Below are 18,048 nucleotides of genomic sequence, written 5' to 3'. Positions count from 1 at the left end.
CAGTCTCTTTTTCGCTCTTGTAAATGCTCCGTTAGCCGGGCAAGTTGGCTTTATATATATAAAGAATAATAGCAACTTTACAAATTCCTTTAACTATGGATACACTGAGAAGAACAACTTTTCATTCACGGAGGTGTTATTCACATGTATAACCGCTCAGTTCCTATGGATACTTTACTTCCCCATGTGTTTTACGAGGATGTCGCCACAGCAGCAGCATGGCTTGGGAGTACCTTTGGTTTTGTAGAACACTACAACTTCAAGCTGCCAGATGGGAGGATTCATGGGTCATTGCTTCATTTAAAAGATGTTTGGATCATGCTCAAAAGTCCTGGCGTATCGGCAACCAGTCCTTCTAAACTCGGCGGGTTAACACAGACTCTCATGATATTCGTCGAGGACATCGAATCGCATTATCAGATTGCCAAGACAGGTAATGCTATTATCGTAGAAGAGTTACATCTAACTGAATACGGTGAACAACAGTATGTGGTCGTCGATCCCGAAGGTCATCAATGGATCTTTGCGAAGCACTTCCGAGATGTTAATCCAGAAGCATGGGGAGCAGAGCTTACCTCTCTAAAAGAATGATTCGTTGAACTAATGCAGGACGTTAGCACAATCACAATATTACGGCAGTTGGTCAAACGATCGACTGCCGTTTTCCTCGCTTCAGCTACTTGCCTAAGCGTAACTCCTTATTATGTAGTGAGGTGTCGAGTCATGAGAGGCATTATGATACAAAGAGCAACCAGAGAAGATGCTGAACATATATCTAAAGTTCATTATGACGCTGTTCATAACACCGCTAGTAAGTTTTACATATTGGAAGTAATAAATAATTGGTCTCCAGGTATAGATGAAAATAGCATTAGTCGCATAGAAAGAGCAATTACAGGAAATGAGGAACTATTTTTAGTAGCAAAGATTGAGGGTAATGTCGTTGGTTTTGGTTCTATTGTTCCTAAAAATAATGAACTGAGAGTTGTTTACGTTCATTCAGGATTTGGACGAATGGGCATAGGGACCGAAATATTAAGACACTTGGAAGAAGTTGCAATCAAGTTTGCTCTCAATTATTTAGAAATGGATGCTTCCAGTAATGCAGAAAACTTTTATTTGAAAAATGGTTACTCCATTCTTGAACGAGGGACACATACGCTGCAGTCAGGGCACAAAATGGAGTGCACGAAAATGAGAAAAAATATATAGGTTAACCAGTTGACGAAAGAATACAACATGTTTGGAATAACGCAGTGGCAACAATCTGTGTGCTGATTATCACGAGGCATCTACTATCTGGGTTCATTGAAATCATAGATGCTATATTAACGCGGAGGGGACCCATGGAAACGGTGAGGATTGAAGAATATAACGATGAATGGCCACTAAATTACCAAGAAGAGAGAAGAAAAATTGGGGAGGTTATGACTGATAAAGCTATTGCTATTGAACATATTGGCAGCACTTCTGTACCGAGTCTAGGTGCAAAACCGATTATTGATTTGATGGTCGGAGTAAAGGGTTTAAAAAAAGTTGAATCATTTATTGAACCCCTTGCAGAGATAGGGTACGAACATGTTTTTCATAAAGATTTTCCTAACAGAAGATTCTTCAGAAGAGGTCAATGGAGAGCAGGGACGCATCATTTGCATATTTACGTTTATGGAAGTGTAGAATGGAATAACAATATCCTTTTCAGAGATTATTTAAGAACCCATTTTGAAGTACTTAAGCAGTACTATCATTTGAAAAAAGAACTTGCAGAAAAGTATCCTCATGACAGGGCTGCTTATACCAAGGCCAAGCACACATTTATCATTGATGTAATTCAAAAGGCAAATTTAGCAGAAAAATAACCTTCGGTGATTACACGAACTGTAACGATAGTTGAACAAAACAAGGAGCAGTCTGCCGTGGCAGCTGCTCCTTGTTTTATTGAGCTTATTTGTATGAAGTTAATAAAATAGAAATAATCAATCCCACTTACTAGAAAATCATGGTAATATAAGGTAAGTATTTCGGAGAGGTGTGGATTTAACTGCGGAAAAAATCACTGTTGATCTGTTTGTGTATGATATTCACTTTAATAACAGCAAACGTAGAGACTCATACTGCTATTGCGAAAACATCTGCTGATTTCAAAGACCTTATCGGCTTGGATGAGAAGACGAAGGCTAAAGTAGACAAATGGTTATATAGAGGCTTAATACAGGGGATCTCAGAGGAAAGGTTCGGTATCAATGAAACAATAACCCGTGCTGAGTTCGCGAAGATTGTAGCTCTTGCCGTAGGAATAGAAATAAATAACACATTGAAAATTTCAAGCTTCAACGATGTGAAATCAGATGATCCTGTTTTTGGTGATAAGCTTCCTTTTATAGAAGCACTTCGCGAAGTGGGTGTTACGGATGGTATAGATATAGATCGTTTTAATCCTAGTGGATTGGTGACAAAAGAGCAGTTTGCTGTTTTTTTAATTCGCGCTCTTGGTAAAGAAGCAGATGGTAAACAAACGCCAGGAGGAACCGATGAGACAGTAAGCGATTATGCCAAAGGGTATGTTGTACTAGCATTAAAGATGTTTCCATATCTACGTTCTGAAGGACCTTTCTATGGCTCAAACCCAATTACTCGTCAAATGGTTCTTCTCGGCTTGGATGACTTAACGGTAAGTTACTGTTGTGGGCCCCCGAAGGTATCGGAGTAAGATAACGATCTTAAATATTAAAATATAAAACTCAGACCCTCAGCCCGTTGCTGTGGGTCTCTTTTTTGCTATTCAAGGGCAGTTATGCGCTGTAAAGCGGAGATAATATGGATTATGGATTGATAATTTAATAATGTAGGGGAAATGAAAGTAGTACCGATGAATGATCGCTTCATTGGTACCGCTTATCCCAGTTTCGACTTTCTTTACCCCATACCTGTTTACCTCACCCCTGCGCAGTGGGACGTACAATAAGCTCGCCCACATCAATATCGGCCGGCTGCTCGATCGCAAATGCAATAGCTCGGGCGATAGCTTCCGGCGGCATCGCGAATTCACGATACTCTTCGAGCTTGGCTTTTATCTAAACGGGCAGTAAAACGGAACTGAACGTTGTCTTAAGGCGTCTAAGTATTTAGAGAAGGAAATAATTACTAATAGGGTGTTAGGATAGGAGTGTTGTTCCAGTGAAAAATCTGTTCATCATTACGACACTTTTTTTATATTTGGTTGTTCGTCCTCAACCAATAATCCAGGAGTAAAGGTGACTCAGAACCAAGCCGCTACAAGAGAAATTACAGCAAAAGATGTTAATGAACAAGCGATTTTAAAAACTATCAACGTTTCTCTATATTCCTCTAAACATTCTACAAAGTCGCAACCAATACTAGTGAAGGTGATTTCCGAACGTAATGAAATTATGGAATTCGATTCAAAGCTAAAAATGAGAGAAGCTGTGGAAATTCCAATTAATGATGTTACTGAAGTGTATTATTTACAACTTGAATACGTGAAAAATGATGTATCTGAATATAAGGATATTGTCTATGTAAGGAGCTCCGAAACCAAAACTTATATTAAAGAGAATATGATGGGGTCGGAATACAACTATGATAAATTTGATGATACCGCAAAAAAATTACTTTTACACTCGATTGGGACAAAGGGTTGGTATAAATTATCTAACCAATTACCGTTATAATTACACATAATATTTCAAACAACTACCGCTAGAAGACAGAATTTCACAGAACAATAACTCATAAGGATGTGAAATATTTGAAGATAACCTATGAGATAAAGACGTTTGAGGATTTCAAGAAAATACCTTTGATCTCAAAAATCGGAATCTGTACTTTCTGTTGTAGTGTTTTAATTGGTATCTTATTTGGTTTCTTTCGTGTATTCGATATACAGATTGGTGAAATAATTTTGAAAGATGAGTATTTTTTTTATTGCGTAGGTATAGGGCTTATAGGATTTTTTACAGCGATTTTGTTTGATAAGGATCGCAAAAAGAGAACAAAAATTGGAATTAAGGGACCTAATTAAAGCATACCTGTGGAAGATTGATCTATATAAAGTTCAAGAAGCCTTCGATTGTTTTTAGAAATATTATTAAGGGTATGTCGATTTATTTGTATACCGTTCGTCGATTAAATAGAGGCAAGAATGAATGCTTCAAACTCACGAAAGAGGAGAAATGAAAATGAAATTTCTGTGTTTGGGTTACTTGGAGTCAGATAAAATGGATGCCCGCCCAAAAGATGAGATTGATGCGATAATGAACGAATGTTCGCCCCACCTGGAAAATTTCTACAAGAGCGGCCAAGTGATTATTGATGCTGGTCTCGCTTCCGAAACGAAATGCTTGCGGCGGGCGAATGGGAAAGTGAAGGTTATGGACGGTCCTTTTATCGAAACGAAGGAGATGATCGGCAGTGCTTTTCTCATAGAAGCACGGGACATGGAGGAAGCAATCCGGATTGCTTCCTTACATCCAACCGTACAAGTGGCATCGGGCGAGCAGTTTGGATGGGGGATTGAGATCCGTCCGATCCACTACTTTGAATCGAGAGATTAGAATTAACTGTTTACGGAGAAGATCGTTCAATGTATGAAAATAAGGGCCATCTCGCAAGGAGAGGCCTTAAAAACTTGCCGTTACAGTTAGTGCGGAGATCCGTACCATAGATGACAGGTAAGGTCATTACGCTAACGAGGAAACGATACTTGAATAATCAGGGAGCAGATCGCCGCGGCGAAGCTGCTCCTTTTATTAAATTTACGGAGCAGGATAGTTTAAATCCTTCACGAATACCATTAGGCATGTCGAATATTTAAAGGTTGCAAAAGCCAATAATCAGGGCTGTTGAAAGGTTGGATTAAATACTCCAGTTTATTTCTAAAAGGAAGTGAATAAATGAAACTGCCTTATAAAATTGGATATTTACTAACAGTATTGTGGTTTTTCTTGGTTGTTTATGGAATTATAAATTTTGATTCAGATAATGAAAGTAAAAAGGTTGAATTGGTTTTGTTTTCTGCTATTGCAGGGCTAATTTTATTTCCGGTTTATTTCATTAGTATTTATGTGTATTATCGGTTATTCAAGAGAACATCATGAATCAGGAACGTTCAAGTCATTCAGCGATTATGAATAAGGGTCTTTTTTGCTATTGAAGAACTTTTGGACAGTTACGAGACGTTCCTTATGCTACAAATATTCTTAATATGCGTTTTCAAGGAAAATTATTATGATCAGTCGTTTCCAAGGTAGCCTAATTGGTTTAGCCATTGGAGAAGCAATTGGCACGACCGTCGAATTCAAAGAACCAGGGACGTTCTCTGAGGTCATAGAAATGATAGGCGGGGGTGTCTTCGACTTACCGATAGGAAGCTTGACTGATGACACTTATGAGAACATATGTTTGAATTTCTACCATTTTCTTAATCTTGAAGTCCGAAGAAATTCTTCAGTGCGGAAGATCGGATTTGTTTTGCCGTCCGAACTGTCGAGACGGGTGGGTCTTTGAGGTTGGATAAGTAGAATTGAACCGGGACTCCTATGGGGTGCCGGTTTTTGCTTCAGTTGGCGTCGGTCAATCACCGAATAATTAGTAATTGATTGTTCGCCGGTATGGTCATTCTGATAGAAGCGGGTGGAGCGATAACGATCAGAAAAACCAAACAGATAGCATTGCTCTCTTAACAAAATTTTATTATATAGATTATTCTCCTCGTATATGTCGCAATTATTATAGGAAATAGCTCGATTTACGTCAGAGTGGAATAATTGCAAGGAGAGGTTCAAATGAAAAAAAAGACATGGTATAAACATTTGCTTTTTTCTTACCTTCCTATTTTGGCTATTATTGGAACTATTGTTATTGCGTTTGCTATTACTATGACTTATGAATATCTGATCAAAGAGACGGATAACTCCAATCATGTTTTTACCAGTAAAGTAGTGGACAGCATGCATAATTCTTTTAAAAATATGGAACTCATGTTGGTTTATGAAATGGTTAACAATTCTGCGATTCATGATTTTTTTTACAGGGACACGAATGATTCGACTTTTATTAATTACGAGGCTTCTACAGAAATAACTAGGATAGCCAAAAGCAATCCGCTCATCTATTCCATCTACTTATATAGGGCTCAAGATCAAACGATCCTTTCAGGAAGTTATGTCGAGAAGCTTGATAATTTCCCTGATAAGAAATATGTGCAGGACATGGAAAAGAATCCCCAGAAACTACGTTGGTCGCCTATTCGAAGTTACACAGAAATTCCTATGATCGATCCGCCTGAAAGAGTCATATCTATTTCCAAAAATTATATGGGGAATCAAGGAATAATCGTTTTAAATGTAAAAGTCGATTTCCTGTTATCAATGGTAGATAAACTCAAGGATAGTAATAAAACATTCATGAACATCTATGACATTCAAGGCACACCTGTTTATTCTTCAAATCCCAACCTTCGTCAAGCAAAAACGATAACACACATGGATTCTGATTATATGGGCTTGAGTTTTATAAGCGGGATTACAAACAACCATATATTTAATCAGGCCGTTTTACTTTCTCGAACCCAAATTATCGCCGGAATCGTTTCCATTCTTATCATTATCGCTGTAATCATGTACATCTCAAAAAGGAACTACAGGCCAATAGAAAAAATAATGCGCAGGATTTCTGCTGAAAACCACTTGATAAAATGCAAACAATTTTTCATGGAATTACAAGAAGAGGAAAAAACAATTTCAATGCAAGAGTGGCAAACTTATGCATCGCATTTCGAACTGAATAAGAAGGGTAATCATCTATTCATCGCGATTATTGAGATCGATAAATACATCCCCATTCTACAGAGTGATAGGCAGGGAGTTCTCTCAGACAAAAAGAGATTAACTGATGCAGTTCATAATGGGGGGGATCCGAATGGAAAGGCCGTTTGTTTGGATTGGATATCAGGAGATAGATTGGCCATCTTAATTCATGGCGTTCCGGAACAGCATACGGAATCTCATGCAAATTATGAAAATTTGGACAAGCTGCGGATATGGGCAGAAAGAGAATTGTGCTTCTCAGTGACAATTGGTATCGGTTGTACGGCAGTTGATATCCCAGACATTAAAAGCTCTTGCCGGGAAGCATTAACTGCGTTGCAATATAAAATATCGGCTGGAAGTAATAGGGTCATAATTTTTAAGCATATCAAAGACGAGGAGAATAAGGTCAGTTCGCTATATTTCAAATGGTTGGAAGATCTAATTCACCATTTCAGAATGACCTCGCCCGAATGGGAAATGGTATTAGCCCAGATTTTTGATCATTTGGAAGAGATTTTGCTGAAAGATGAAGTCATGCAGCAGTTGCTAAATCATTTGGTACATCGATTTGCCCGGGATATGCGAGAAATATCGCTTGAGATCGATGAATATTGGAACAATGTAACGCATCCACGTTTGAACAATTCCTTAAACCAATCCGAATCCATGCAGGAAATCCGGAACTTGTATCTATCGTCATTAAAGCAATTATATGAACAATACGTGATGATTCTTGAATCCAAAGATCAAAACAAACTTATCTATGAAGTGAGAAAATATATTGAAACCAATTATGCTAATCCTGATTTGTCCTTAAATCATATTAGCGACCGATTTGGAATTAATGGCAAGTATGCCAGTCAGTTGTTTAAAGAAGAATTCGGTATTAAATTTATGGATTTTCTGCTAGGGCTTCGAATGGAACATGCAAAAAAAATGCTGGTTGAAACGGAAATATCAATCAATGAGATTTCTCTGAAGGTAGGATACGTACATACCATTTCTTTCGGGAGAACCTTCAAAAAAATGTTAGGAGTATCACCAGGTGACTATCGGAAGCAGATGGTTTTACCGTAAATTTACAATAAGGCATTTTCAGCCTAAATGTATGCTAACGGAATATTGTATATGATGCCTGAATATCCTCGCTTCTAGTATAATCTGCTTTTTTGTATGAGTCGCTGAATCTTGTAAATTGCTCTCTCTCCTTTATCACTGCTATAACTGAGTCGTAACTACCAACAAAAAATATAGGATGAGGTGTGTCATGGAGAGGCGAACAATGTCTACACTGATGGCGGCTGTATTAACGTTAGGTATTTTGGGTGGCTGTACAAGTGGTAAAGATCAATCAAGCGATAGCACAGGCAGTTCAAGCAGTTCAAAGTCAGGTGATCCGGTTACGTTGCGGGTGGGTATTTTCGACAGAGGCAATTCGCCGGCAGGCGTAACGGTTTCAAATAACTATTGGACCAATTGGGTGCAGAAAAATTTCGGGGATCCGAACAATATCAAAGTAGAATACGTACCTATCCCACGTACCGACGCTACTGGAAAACTGAATGCAATGATGTCTAGTGGCGATGCACCAGATATCGCATTCGCTTCAACGGACAATCTCTTACCCTACAACTATGCGAAACAAGGCGGGCTGATGGATATTACCCAGCTCGTTGATCAATATGGGCCTAATTTAAAGAAATATTTGGGAGAGACCTTAAATTACGGTAAAGTGGACGGCGTTCAATATTCCATTCCGGGAAGACGGGTCAACTTGGGGAAATATGATTGGTTAATTCGTCAGGATTGGTTGGAAAAGTTGAATATGCCGATGCCGAAGACCACAGACGAAGTTTATCAAACTTTAAAAGCTTTTAAAGAAAAAGATCCTGGTCAAACGGGGGGGAAAACAATTCCACTGGGTTTCAGTTTAACAGCTGCATCCATTGAACCACTGGTCTGGTCATTCCTTAATAAATCTACGGATGAACAAAGATATACACTATCCCAGAAGATCGGTTATCCAATCTTATTGCCGGGACATAAGGATGCTGTCCGGTTTATGAATAAATTGTATAACGAAGGACTCATGAGTCCTGATTTCGCCTTAGATAAGGATAGGAAAAAACTTTTACAGGATGTGATGACGGGGAAAGTGGGTATGTACAGCGAAGACCTTGGCCAAAGCTTTCAGGACAATCCAGGTGTTATGAAGGTTCTTACCCAGAACATCACCGGCGCAAATCTTACTCCCGTCGATCCTTATACGAATGAAGAAGGGAAGCATCTCAAACCGCAGTATGTCTCAACCGGATTTTATTTGATGGTTCCAGCATCAAGCAAACGTGGTGTCGAAGCCATCAAATATTTGGATTGGATGGCCCAAGACGATGTGATGTTCACGCTAATGCACGGTGAAGAAGGTAAAGATTATAAGATGGTTGACGGGCTGCCGCAACGGATAGAGTCTGCGGAAACAACTAACAAAATGTACAATTCTAATGATATTGTGATGATCACCCAAGGTGAAGACTTCGGCAGCAAAGAGAAAAATCTTCAGTCTGTTGCTGCAGCTGTCCCTGTTCAGTTCCGGGAAAATTTGAAAAAAGCTTATGAAATGTCGATGACGGACACGATTGATTATGCGAATTTCGAAAAACCGATCGAGGCCGAGGTTAAATACGCGCCGACTTTACAAGACAAATATTATGAGATCATTGTAAAAAGCGTTATGAGCAAGAAAGAAGATTTTGATAAAACCTATGATGAAATGATCAAGGATTACATGGAAAGCGGCGGAGATGCCATTATGAAAGAACGTACTGAGGCCTATAAGGCTATGAAGAAGTAATTGGAGTGAGAATAATTGAAAAAAACGGGATTATCTCTCCATCGTCATTGGCAATTATATGCACTTCTTTTACTGCCACTTATTTACTTTATCATATTTAAATACGGTCCTATGTACGGTGTAATCATTGCTTTTAAAAATTTCAATCTATTTAAGGGAATAGCGCAAAGCCCGTGGGTCGGACTGGATGTGTTTAAGGAAGTTTTTCAGATGCGAAGCTTCTATTCCGCATTGAAAAACACATTCATGCTGAACTTTCTGGATTTGATTGTATCCTTTCCCGCACCGATTATTTTGGCGCTTATGCTAAATGAGATAAAGGCACGCCTGTTCAAAAAGTTCGCGCAAACCGCCCTGTATCTTCCTCATTTTCTTTCTTGGATTATTATCGGAGGCATTATGTATCAGGTTTTTGCGACAAATTCAGGTATAGCCAATTTGCTGCTTGGTCACCTCGGGTTCGATCCGATTCCATTTTTGACAAACAAATACTACTGGCTGATTACTTATTTAGCTGTTGGAATCTGGCAGAGCGCAGGTTGGGGAACCATTATCTATCTGGCTGCCATTACCGGGGTGAATAAAGAGTTGTATGAAGCTGCTGCAGTCGACGGTGCAGGTAGATTTGGTAAAATGCGGCATGTGACGATTCCGGGAATCAAGTCCACTATTGTTATCCTTCTCATTCTCAAAATCGGAGAAATTGTACAAATCGGCTTCGATCGTCCGTATGTGATAGGGAATGTGAGTGTCAATGATTTCTCGGAAGTAATCAGCACTTTTGTATACAAAGTTGGCATACAGACATCACAATTTTCCATAGCAGCTTCCGTCGGATTGTTCCAGGCTGTCGTTGGACTCGTACTTCTTTTAACAGCTAATTATATGGCTAAAAAAATAACGGAAAATGGCATATTTTCTTGAATGCGATGAAGGGACAACAGATGATGAACGTGAAAGACGGCAACCGGATTGTTGATTTCGTGAATACGTGCTGTATCACACTGTTTGTAATATTGTGTCTTGCCCCGTTATTGCATATTGCTTCAATATCATTAAGTTCCAATAAAGCCATTCTGTCGGGAGAAGTGACTTTGCTCCCTAGCGGCATCAATTTTGAAGCTTATAGTAAAGTATTTCAGGATAATGCCATGCTGAGGTCGCTTCTCCTCACACTGATATTGACGGTAACCTTTACGATTCTCTGCATGCTGATGACTATTGCTGCCGCATATCCTCTTACGAAAAGGGTATTGCAAGGCAGGAAAGTGTTTATGTTTCTGATTGTGTTCACCATGTTTTTTAGCGGAGGAACGATTCCGGAATATTTACTGATAAAGGATTTACACCTGACTAACAATTTATGGTCTCTTATATTACCTGGATTGATTAATCCGTTTTTTCTCATCATCTTGATTTCTTTTTTTCGCTCCATTCCGCAAAGTTTACCAGAGGCGGCTGAAATCGATGGATGCAGTCATTTCGGAACTTTGTTTCGTATCATTCTGCCTTTGTCGATGCCTGCGATTGCTACGTTGAGTCTCTTTTACGCTGTGGGCCGATGGAACGGTTTTATGGATGCGCTAATGTATATCTCGAAACCTCAGCTGTATCCGATCCAACTCAAGCTGTATCAAATTGTTATGAACAGTATGATGAGCGATACGATATCAAGAGAAGGCGACCCGTATATTGCGGTTATGCCTGAAAGTTTAAAAGCAGCCAGTATTATGTTTGCGACGGTACCGATTCTAATTGTATATCCTTGGCTGCAGAGATATTTCATCTCGGGCGTTATGCTCGGTTCTGTTAAGGAGTAAGAAAATATCGAATTTGAAAGGATGTATAACTACTATGAACATTGAACTGATCTCAAAATACGCGCCGTATATTTATTTCGATCAAAAAGAACCTTTTTTTCCTGTCCGCATAGGGGCCACTGTTCTGGAAGAAACCGGTGATTCCCCTTCTTTTCGCAGAAGCTTTTCATTTGAAGATCCGAAACTGAGGTATGTTATTGAATACGCCATCTATTGGGATTTTGATATTCAACATTTATATGAATTGGAACATATTTGGATTTATGTGGGTCATGATGGGGAAGTGCTCGATTGCGATGCAAGCTTTCATGGGCGATATTTTAAAGGACTGCTCAAGGACCGCAGCAACTTGCTTGACGAAACGCATGTTAAGCTCTATTCCCAGCCTGGAAAACATGCCTTTCTTCCCAGAGAAGACATGTTTCAATTGCTTCCCAATTTGATGACTTGTACGGACGAAGACGCTGGGATCAGGGGATTACTCATTACCGGCCCATTTCAAGGGGTATACACAACAGATGATGAAACCAATTTAATGGTGGAGCGCTATCTGCAGAAGTTCAGATTTAAACCATCGCTGAAGTTTACTGAATACCGTATTGATCCGAAGCTGTACGTTACTTGGCCGGAGCTGCACCAAGAAATTCCCGGACGTATTAAGGACAGGCTTGAGGAAATGTTACAACAACAATCCAATTAGGAGGTACCTGTTATGAACAAAAAGTTAAAGGTTGCTATCATCGGCTGCGGGGGAATTGCTAACGGTAAACATTTACCGAGCTTGAGTAAGTTGAATGAAGTAGAGATTAGTGCATTTTGTGATATATCGCTCGAAAAGGCCCAGCTAGCTGCAGATAAATTCGGGGCCGCAGGGGCGAAGGTGTACGAGGAGTATCAGGAACTGCTAGAAGACAGTTCCATCGATATCGTTCATGTGTGTACCCCGAATGATATCCATGCAGAGATTACCATTGCGGCATTAGAATCCGGCAAGCATGTATTGTGCGAAAAACCAATGGCCAAAACAGCCGCCGACGCACGCCGTATGGCGGAAGCGGCCAAACGTACGGGGAAAAAGTTGACGATTGGCTATAATAACCGCTTCCGTCCCGACAGTATGTACTTGAAACAAGTTTGCGATAACGGTGAGCTGGGTGAAATTTATTTCGCCAAAGCGCATGCTGTTCGTAGGCGTGGTGTACCGACCTGGGGCGTATTTTTAGATGAAGAGAAACAGGGTGGCGGACCGCTCATTGATATCGGCACGCATGCGCTTGATTTAACGATGTGGTTGATGAATAATTATGAACCACGTGTGGTTCTTGGAACGGCTTATCATAAGTTGTCGCAGAAAGAACACGCTGCTAATTCCTGGGGTTCCTGGGATCCGAAGACCTTTACTGTAGAGGATTCCGCATTTGGGATGATTGTGATGAAGAACGGCGCGACGATTATGCTTGAATCTAGTTGGGCTTTGAATACGTTGGATCCGAAGGAAGCGGTATATACACTTTGCGGGACAGAAGGCGGAGCAGATGTGAAGGATAAGACATTACGTATTAACGGTGAGAAATATGGACGACTGTTTGCAAACCATGTTCAGTTCGAAACCAAAGGTGCCGATTTCTATGAAGGCAAGCATGAAAAAATGTCGGATAAAGAAATTCGCCTTTGGATCGACGCCGTATTAAACGATAAGGATCCCATGGTTACCCCGGAGCAAGCATGCGTGGTATCCGAAATTATCGAGGCCATCTACGAGTCGAATAAAACAGGTAAAGCAGTTTACTTCAATTAGCAGGCGGAATGAGGAGGATTACTCATGATTAGAGTAGCAATGTTAAGTTTCTGGCATGTGCATGCCAAAGACTATGCACGCCAAGCTGAAATGAATCCGCATACCCAGATCGTAGCGGTCTGGGATGAGGAACCTGAGCGTGGGCGGCAGAAGGCTGGCGAATATGGCGTTCCCTTTTATGAGGATTTGCAGGAGCTTCTGGCAAATCCGGACATTGATGCCGTCATCGTGGATACCCCAACGACGATGCACCCGGAGGTATTGATCGCTGCTGCCAAAGCAGGGAAGCATATTTTCACTGAAAAAGTTGTAGCTACCACCACCAAAGAGTGCAATGAAATCTTATCGGCTGTCACGGCTGCGCAGGTGAAATTGACAGTATCGCTACCTCGTGCATCCACCGGTTTTACTGACGTTATATTGCGTTCGATTCGTGAGGGTTACCTCGGAAAAGTAACTACGGTTAGGATACGGCTTGCGCATAATGGTGCTCTTCCGACGGAGAAGCATCCGAACGGATCGCTGCCTTCCTATTTCTTCGACCTTGCTCAGTGCGGGGGAGGAGCTTTGATGGATCTCGGCTGTCATCCGATGTACTTGACACGATTATTTCTAGGTTTACCTGAAAGTGTCAGTGCCAGTTTTGGCTACATCACGGGTCGTGAGGTAGAAGATAGCGCTGTAGCCATACTACGATATCCTAGCGGTATGCTAGGCATTGTGGAAGCAGGCTTCGTTAACAGTTACTCGCAATTCGACATTGAGTTGCAGGGGACAGAGGGGAGCATGAAGTGCTCCAGGACGGATAACACCGTGTACATTCGAAGTTCCAAACTAGGCGGCGAAGCCTCTGGGTGGCAAGCCATATCGGAGTTAAGGGAGAACATCCCTACTCCTTTTGAACAATGGGTGTCTCATATACAGCATGGAACGACGGCCACGGAGAACATTGGATTAGCACTTGATTTGACTCGTTTGATGGAAGCATCAACGATATCAGCAAGAACGGGAGCGGCTGTTCAGCTGCGAGATTTGACTGAATAAAGCTCCCGTCCAGTGAAATGGCCAGGTCATCTCCTTGCAAATAGTGTAAGGGTGATCTGGCCTTTTTCGATATTTTACTTATGCGAATGATTAGGAGGAAGATAGATGATCAACAAAGGGGAGTATTCCTTTTCAACCTGCTGGAACATTAAGAAACATACGATTGGCCGGGAAATGATTGAAGAAATCAAAGAATTAGGATTCCGCCATGTAGAGCTGAATTACAATGTGACCGAAGAGATGATGAGAACCATTGAACCGATGATCGACAAAGGGGAAATTGGCGTTTCGAGCGTGCATAATGTATTTCCATTCATTGACGATAAAGATTACGATACGGATTCCGTCATGCTGGGTTTTGATGATGAAGAAAAGCGCAAGCGCTCCGTAGAACTGCTGATTCGATCCATGGAATATGCGAACAGATATGGCGCCAAAGCCGTCGTTGTACATCCGGGTGAAGTGCCATTTGCTTATAATATTGACCTCGATTTGAAGAAGCTCTATCGTGATCATGGGAGGGCATCAGTTGAGTATCAAGGGTTGTGGAAGAACATGCTGGAAAGACGCGAGAAATTAAGTCAACGGTATACGAAAAGGATTCAGGACAGTTTGGAAGAAGTGAGCGATTACGCGGAGAAAAAAGGCTGGAATATCGCGATTGGCATCGAAACGCGTTCAAGATCGTATCAGATGCCAACCCTGATGGAAGCAAAGACGATCTGCGACAATTTGGAAGGCAGTCCCGTTCGTCTATGGTACGATATCGGTCATGCCATGATGATGGACCGAATGGGATTGTACGAAAATTTGAAGGAGCTGCAGGAAGTAAAGCGCTATATTTATGGTGTTCATATTCATGAAACGCTGGAGCTGTCGGACCATTGGTGTCCATATGTGCATAGTAAGGATCTGCATTTCTTTGATCATTTCCTTGAAGTCATCGATGCAGCTGAGGTTAAAGTATACGAGCTGAAGGCATCATGTCTGCCGGACGAGATTGATGAAAGTCACAGGCTGATAACAACTAAAATTGCAGAGATGAAGCAGGCGAAATGAGTTGTGTAATTTCGGGATGGGAAGTTGAGTGAAATTGGTTAGGTAGGTAAAAGAACCGGATCTCCATTGGAGTTCCGGTTTGTTATTTTTCATTTAGGCACGTGATTAAACTTAACGGGTTGTTTAGTTCCAATATGTGGTAAAAAAGCGCCCTTGAATGCCACAGCCGATGCACTTCATTCATCCTCTAAATATCAATCTCAGACACAATTTAATAGATGTTCGTGCATTTCCAATTGTAAACGCATACATTATGATTTGAATTATAGACAGTCCTACTAATTTTCAAGAATTGGAAAGGGTGTGTAGATGATGAGTAAAAAGTGGTCATCGATTGCTGCGGCAATTTCGTTAACAATCGCGTTAACTGCATGTACGCCTAATGTCGGAGAGTCTACATCTGGCGAAAATAAAAAAAATGAGCAAACAAATGCAGACGGGAAAAAGCTAACATTATGGGTGTTTGCAGAGCCTCATAAACGGTTCTTTGAGGCCGTGAAGGAAGAATTTAAGAAAAAACAGCCAGATGTTACGGTTGAAATTAATTTAATGGAAAGCACAGCACTTGTCGATAAGTACTTAGTTATTTCCAAATCTGGAGGAGATGGTGCACCCGATCTTATCGATATTGAACAAGGACAGTTTCCTAAATTTATTCGCGGTGACATCCCCTTCGTGCCCTTGAATGATTATTTAAAAAGCGACAATCTAACTGAAGTGATGTCTAAAGGACGGCAGGCGCTGTATACCATTAACGACAAGCAGTATGGGATCGAGCATGCTGCAACTGCCTCTGCTCTTTATTATCGCAAGGATTTATTTGATAAAGCTGGAATTAACGTATCCGAGCTAAAAACGTGGGATCAATTTACGGATCAAGCTAAAAAACTAGTAGGTGATAAACATTTTATTTTTCCCGGAAACTCCACAACGAAAACAGGAGGGGACCAAACGTATTTCGAGCTGTTCATTAAGCAAGAGGGCGGAGATATTGTCACGAAAGATGGCCAACCCGGATTTAATACTCCGGAAGGCCAAACAGCTTTGAAGCGGATGTACGCGTGGAAAAAAGATGGCATCATGGATAAAAACTATTATGACGGCCCAGCCTATTGGGATCAATTCAAGAAGGGGAATTACATAGCGGCTTTCGGTCCAGATTGGTGGGTCAATCTGCTCGCGGATAACGCACCGGAATTGGAGGGCAAATGGGCGGCTGTTCCAATGCCTTTGGGCGGTCCCCAATCAGTTCCGACTACCGTATGGGGCGGAACAGGCTTAATGATTTCAAAGTTTTCCAAGAATCAAGCGTTAGCCTGGGAGTTTATGAAGCTTGCTCAATTAACACCGGAAAACTCAGTCAAGCGCTTCCAAATTGTTAACCTGTTCCCTGCACTTCTGACTTCCGTCAAGGAGAAAGGCTTGCATGAGCAAAGCAAATATACGAAGTATTTCGGCGGACAGGATTTGGGAGATCTGTATGGGAAGCTGGTAGCTGTAGCTCCGAACCAAAACCAGGCTTGGTGGCGGACCTTATTCGCGGATGCTTGGAATAAGTATCGATTTGAATTGGAAGAAGGCAAGTTGACTCCCGAGCAGTTTCTGCAAAAGGTTGATGATGAGTTGAAGCAGTTGATTAAGAAAAATGAAACTGCCGGTTAGATGGCAGGCAGATTGAACGACAAAGGAGATGAGGGGAACCTGCTTCTCCTTTCTTCTTGTTAAATGAGGTTTGGATATTGGGTTAATAGGAGGTCTGAATGTTGTTAATCAAACAGTCTAAGTGGTTTAAGCTTGCACCCTATCTGTTCATTAGTCCTTTTTTCATTCATTTCGCCGTGTTTAGCTTATATCCGACTCTGTACGGGTTCTGGCTCAGCTTATACCAAGGTGTCAGCAAGCTGACCTATGCAGGATTCAAAAATTACTCACTTGTTATGAATGATGACGTTTTTTGGAAATCGATGTGGAACGGGCTGAAGGCGACAGGGGGCAGTGTCTTTATCATTTTACCCATTGCTCTAATGGTTGCTCTGCTCATAAACCAGCCCTTCATTGATAAGAAGAAAGGGTGGTTTGCAACCTTCTTTTTTACTCCCAATATTACATCTGCTGTTGCGGTAGCAATCATTTTCGGATTCATCTTCAACAGATCATTCGGTATTTTAAATACATTGCTTGCTTTTGTTGGCATGGATCCGATCGGTTGGCTGGAGAATCCAAGGTGGACTCTCCCCGCATTAATCATTTTATTAACATGGAGATATTTGGGCATTAATATCCTTTATTTCATGGCAGGCCTTCAGAACATCCCTAAGGAGCTTACCGAGGCAGCCAAAATCGATGGGGCTAACGCGATCCAAAGGCTATGGTATGTGACTTTACCGTTGCTGAAGCCTATCATGACCTTTATCGTCTTTCAAGCAATTATCGGCTCATTCACCATGTTTGCCGAGCCGTTTGTGCTAGCTGGCCCAGGCCAGTCAGGACCCGAGCAATCGCTGTTATTCCCGACGATGTACATTTACCAGCAAGCCTTCCGGTTACAAAACTTCGGTTATTCTTCAGCTGTTGGTTATGTGTTTACTGTCATCCTACTGATCGTAGGTAGCATTCAAATCCGGTTGTTTCAGGAAAAAAAGTAAA

General features: G+C 41.1%; 19 protein-coding genes and 1 pseudogene. 19 read left to right on the top strand and 1 reads right to left on the bottom strand.

Annotated features, from left to right (window positions below; genetic code table 11):
* Nucleotides 1–144: 144 nt before the first annotated feature.
* From AC58VC_RS06545 to AC58VC_RS06530, 4 genes are all read left to right on the top strand, one after another.
* The gene (locus AC58VC_RS06545) at nucleotides 145–591 is read left to right on the top strand and encodes a VOC family protein (protein ID WP_497368036.1); all 447 of its coding nucleotides are present in this window, start codon (nucleotides 145–147) and stop codon (nucleotides 589–591) included.
* 132 nt (nucleotides 592–723) lie between these two features.
* The gene (locus tag AC58VC_RS06540) at nucleotides 724–1,212 is read left to right on the top strand and encodes a GNAT family N-acetyltransferase (RefSeq protein ID WP_497368035.1); all 489 of its coding nucleotides are present in this window, start codon (nucleotides 724–726) and stop codon (nucleotides 1,210–1,212) included.
* Between the two features lie 134 nt (nucleotides 1,213–1,346).
* Nucleotides 1,347–1,859 carry a GrpB family protein gene (locus AC58VC_RS06535; protein WP_497368034.1) on the top strand — a complete coding sequence of 171 codons (513 nt, stop codon included), beginning with the start codon at nucleotides 1,347–1,349 and terminating at the stop codon, nucleotides 1,857–1,859.
* A 215-nt stretch (nucleotides 1,860–2,074) separates the two neighbouring features.
* Complete coding sequence (locus tag AC58VC_RS06530) at nucleotides 2,075–2,710, top strand: S-layer homology domain-containing protein (RefSeq protein WP_497368033.1); 636 nt, start codon at nucleotides 2,075–2,077, stop codon at nucleotides 2,708–2,710.
* A gap of 226 nt (nucleotides 2,711–2,936) precedes the next feature.
* On the opposite strand, the pseudogene AC58VC_RS06525 reads toward AC58VC_RS06530, so the two are convergent.
* Nucleotides 2,937–3,074, bottom strand: a pseudogene (locus AC58VC_RS06525) (oxidoreductase); the annotation flags it as partial.
* A 180-nt stretch (nucleotides 3,075–3,254) separates the two neighbouring features.
* On the opposite strand from AC58VC_RS06525, the gene AC58VC_RS06520 reads away from it, so the two are divergent.
* The 15 genes from AC58VC_RS06520 to AC58VC_RS06450 all read left to right on the top strand — a co-directional run bounded on the left by AC58VC_RS06520 (nucleotide 3,255) and on the right by AC58VC_RS06450 (nucleotide 18,047).
* Complete coding sequence (locus AC58VC_RS06520; protein ID WP_497368032.1) at nucleotides 3,255–3,692, top strand: hypothetical protein; 438 nt, start codon at nucleotides 3,255–3,257, stop codon at nucleotides 3,690–3,692.
* 77 nt (nucleotides 3,693–3,769) lie between these two features.
* Entirely contained in the window at nucleotides 3,770–4,042 is a 273-nt protein-coding gene (locus tag AC58VC_RS06515; RefSeq protein ID WP_497368031.1) for a hypothetical protein, read from the top strand.
* Nucleotides 4,043–4,199: 157 nt separating this feature from the next.
* The gene (locus AC58VC_RS06510) at nucleotides 4,200–4,574 is read left to right on the top strand and encodes a YciI family protein (RefSeq protein ID WP_497368030.1); all 375 of its coding nucleotides are present in this window, start codon (nucleotides 4,200–4,202) and stop codon (nucleotides 4,572–4,574) included.
* Nucleotides 4,575–4,684: 110 nt separating this feature from the next.
* Nucleotides 4,685–4,834 (top strand): hypothetical protein, encoded by a 150-nt coding sequence (locus AC58VC_RS06505; RefSeq protein ID WP_497368029.1) that lies wholly within the window; start codon nucleotides 4,685–4,687, stop codon nucleotides 4,832–4,834.
* Between the two features lie 413 nt (nucleotides 4,835–5,247).
* Nucleotides 5,248–5,526: an ADP-ribosylglycohydrolase family protein gene (locus AC58VC_RS06500; protein ID WP_497368028.1), complete on the top strand. Its 279-nt coding sequence runs from the start codon at nucleotides 5,248–5,250 to the stop codon at nucleotides 5,524–5,526.
* A 278-nt stretch (nucleotides 5,527–5,804) separates the two neighbouring features.
* Complete coding sequence (locus AC58VC_RS06495) at nucleotides 5,805–7,907, top strand: helix-turn-helix domain-containing protein (protein ID WP_497368027.1); 2,103 nt, start codon at nucleotides 5,805–5,807, stop codon at nucleotides 7,905–7,907.
* 205 nt (nucleotides 7,908–8,112) lie between these two features.
* Entirely contained in the window at nucleotides 8,113–9,681 is a 1,569-nt protein-coding gene (locus tag AC58VC_RS06490; protein WP_497368026.1) for an extracellular solute-binding protein, read from the top strand.
* 15 nt (nucleotides 9,682–9,696) lie between these two features.
* Complete coding sequence (locus tag AC58VC_RS06485) at nucleotides 9,697–10,605, top strand: ABC transporter permease (RefSeq protein ID WP_497368025.1); 909 nt, start codon at nucleotides 9,697–9,699, stop codon at nucleotides 10,603–10,605.
* Nucleotides 10,606–10,628: 23 nt separating this feature from the next.
* The gene (locus tag AC58VC_RS06480; RefSeq protein ID WP_497368981.1) at nucleotides 10,629–11,501 is read left to right on the top strand and encodes a carbohydrate ABC transporter permease; all 873 of its coding nucleotides are present in this window, start codon (nucleotides 10,629–10,631) and stop codon (nucleotides 11,499–11,501) included.
* Nucleotides 11,502–11,535: 34 nt separating this feature from the next.
* The gene (locus AC58VC_RS06475) at nucleotides 11,536–12,201 is read left to right on the top strand and encodes a hypothetical protein (protein WP_497368024.1); all 666 of its coding nucleotides are present in this window, start codon (nucleotides 11,536–11,538) and stop codon (nucleotides 12,199–12,201) included.
* Between the two features lie 12 nt (nucleotides 12,202–12,213).
* Nucleotides 12,214–13,299, top strand: a complete 1,086-nt coding sequence (locus AC58VC_RS06470; protein WP_497368023.1) for a Gfo/Idh/MocA family protein — start codon at nucleotides 12,214–12,216, stop codon at nucleotides 13,297–13,299.
* 24 nt (nucleotides 13,300–13,323) lie between these two features.
* On the top strand, nucleotides 13,324–14,343 hold the full coding sequence (locus AC58VC_RS06465; RefSeq protein WP_497368022.1) for a Gfo/Idh/MocA family protein: 1,020 nt from the start codon (nucleotides 13,324–13,326) through the stop codon (nucleotides 14,341–14,343).
* A 105-nt stretch (nucleotides 14,344–14,448) separates the two neighbouring features.
* Nucleotides 14,449–15,402: a sugar phosphate isomerase/epimerase family protein gene (locus tag AC58VC_RS06460; protein WP_497368021.1), complete on the top strand. Its 954-nt coding sequence runs from the start codon at nucleotides 14,449–14,451 to the stop codon at nucleotides 15,400–15,402.
* Nucleotides 15,403–15,714: 312 nt separating this feature from the next.
* A complete protein-coding gene (locus tag AC58VC_RS06455) occupies nucleotides 15,715–17,064 on the top strand; it encodes an ABC transporter substrate-binding protein (protein ID WP_497368020.1) in 1,350 nt (449 codons plus the stop codon).
* 98 nt (nucleotides 17,065–17,162) lie between these two features.
* A complete protein-coding gene (locus AC58VC_RS06450) occupies nucleotides 17,163–18,047 on the top strand; it encodes a carbohydrate ABC transporter permease (protein WP_497368019.1) in 885 nt (294 codons plus the stop codon).
* Nucleotide 18,048: the final 1 nt, after the last annotated feature.

The organism is Paenibacillus sp. J22R67 (assembly GCF_059692175.1).
The sequence above is the reverse complement of the archived record's forward strand: the minus strand, read 5'-3'. Positions and strand labels throughout refer to the sequence as shown.

Bases quoted from the DNA above. Each gene is read 5' to 3' on its own strand.
- AC58VC_RS06535 (WP_497368034.1), top strand. From the start codon at position 1,347: ATGGAAACGGTGAGGATTGAAGAATATAACGATGAATGGCCACTAAAT.
- AC58VC_RS06510 (WP_497368030.1), top strand. From the start codon at position 4,200: ATGAAATTTCTGTGTTTGGGTTACTTGGAGTCAGATAAAATGGATGCC.
- AC58VC_RS06495 (WP_497368027.1), top strand. From the start codon at position 5,805: ATGAAAAAAAAGACATGGTATAAACATTTGCTTTTTTCTTACCTTCCT.
- AC58VC_RS06450 (WP_497368019.1), top strand. From the start codon at position 17,163: ATGTTGTTAATCAAACAGTCTAAGTGGTTTAAGCTTGCACCCTATCTG.
- AC58VC_RS06530 (WP_497368033.1), top strand. From the start codon at position 2,075: ATGATATTCACTTTAATAACAGCAAACGTAGAGACTCATACTGCTATT.
- AC58VC_RS06480 (WP_497368981.1), top strand. From the start codon at position 10,629: ATGAACGTGAAAGACGGCAACCGGATTGTTGATTTCGTGAATACGTGC.
- AC58VC_RS06465 (WP_497368022.1), top strand. From the start codon at position 13,324: ATGATTAGAGTAGCAATGTTAAGTTTCTGGCATGTGCATGCCAAAGAC.
- AC58VC_RS06475 (WP_497368024.1), top strand. From the start codon at position 11,536: ATGAACATTGAACTGATCTCAAAATACGCGCCGTATATTTATTTCGAT.
- AC58VC_RS06500 (WP_497368028.1), top strand. From the start codon at position 5,248: ATGATCAGTCGTTTCCAAGGTAGCCTAATTGGTTTAGCCATTGGAGAA.
- AC58VC_RS06545 (WP_497368036.1), top strand. From the start codon at position 145: ATGTATAACCGCTCAGTTCCTATGGATACTTTACTTCCCCATGTGTTT.
- AC58VC_RS06540 (WP_497368035.1), top strand. From the start codon at position 724: ATGAGAGGCATTATGATACAAAGAGCAACCAGAGAAGATGCTGAACAT.
- AC58VC_RS06455 (WP_497368020.1), top strand. From the start codon at position 15,715: ATGAGTAAAAAGTGGTCATCGATTGCTGCGGCAATTTCGTTAACAATC.
- AC58VC_RS06505 (WP_497368029.1), top strand. From the start codon at position 4,685: ATGACAGGTAAGGTCATTACGCTAACGAGGAAACGATACTTGAATAAT.
- AC58VC_RS06470 (WP_497368023.1), top strand. From the start codon at position 12,214: ATGAACAAAAAGTTAAAGGTTGCTATCATCGGCTGCGGGGGAATTGCT.
- AC58VC_RS06490 (WP_497368026.1), top strand. From the start codon at position 8,113: ATGTCTACACTGATGGCGGCTGTATTAACGTTAGGTATTTTGGGTGGC.
- AC58VC_RS06460 (WP_497368021.1), top strand. From the start codon at position 14,449: ATGATCAACAAAGGGGAGTATTCCTTTTCAACCTGCTGGAACATTAAG.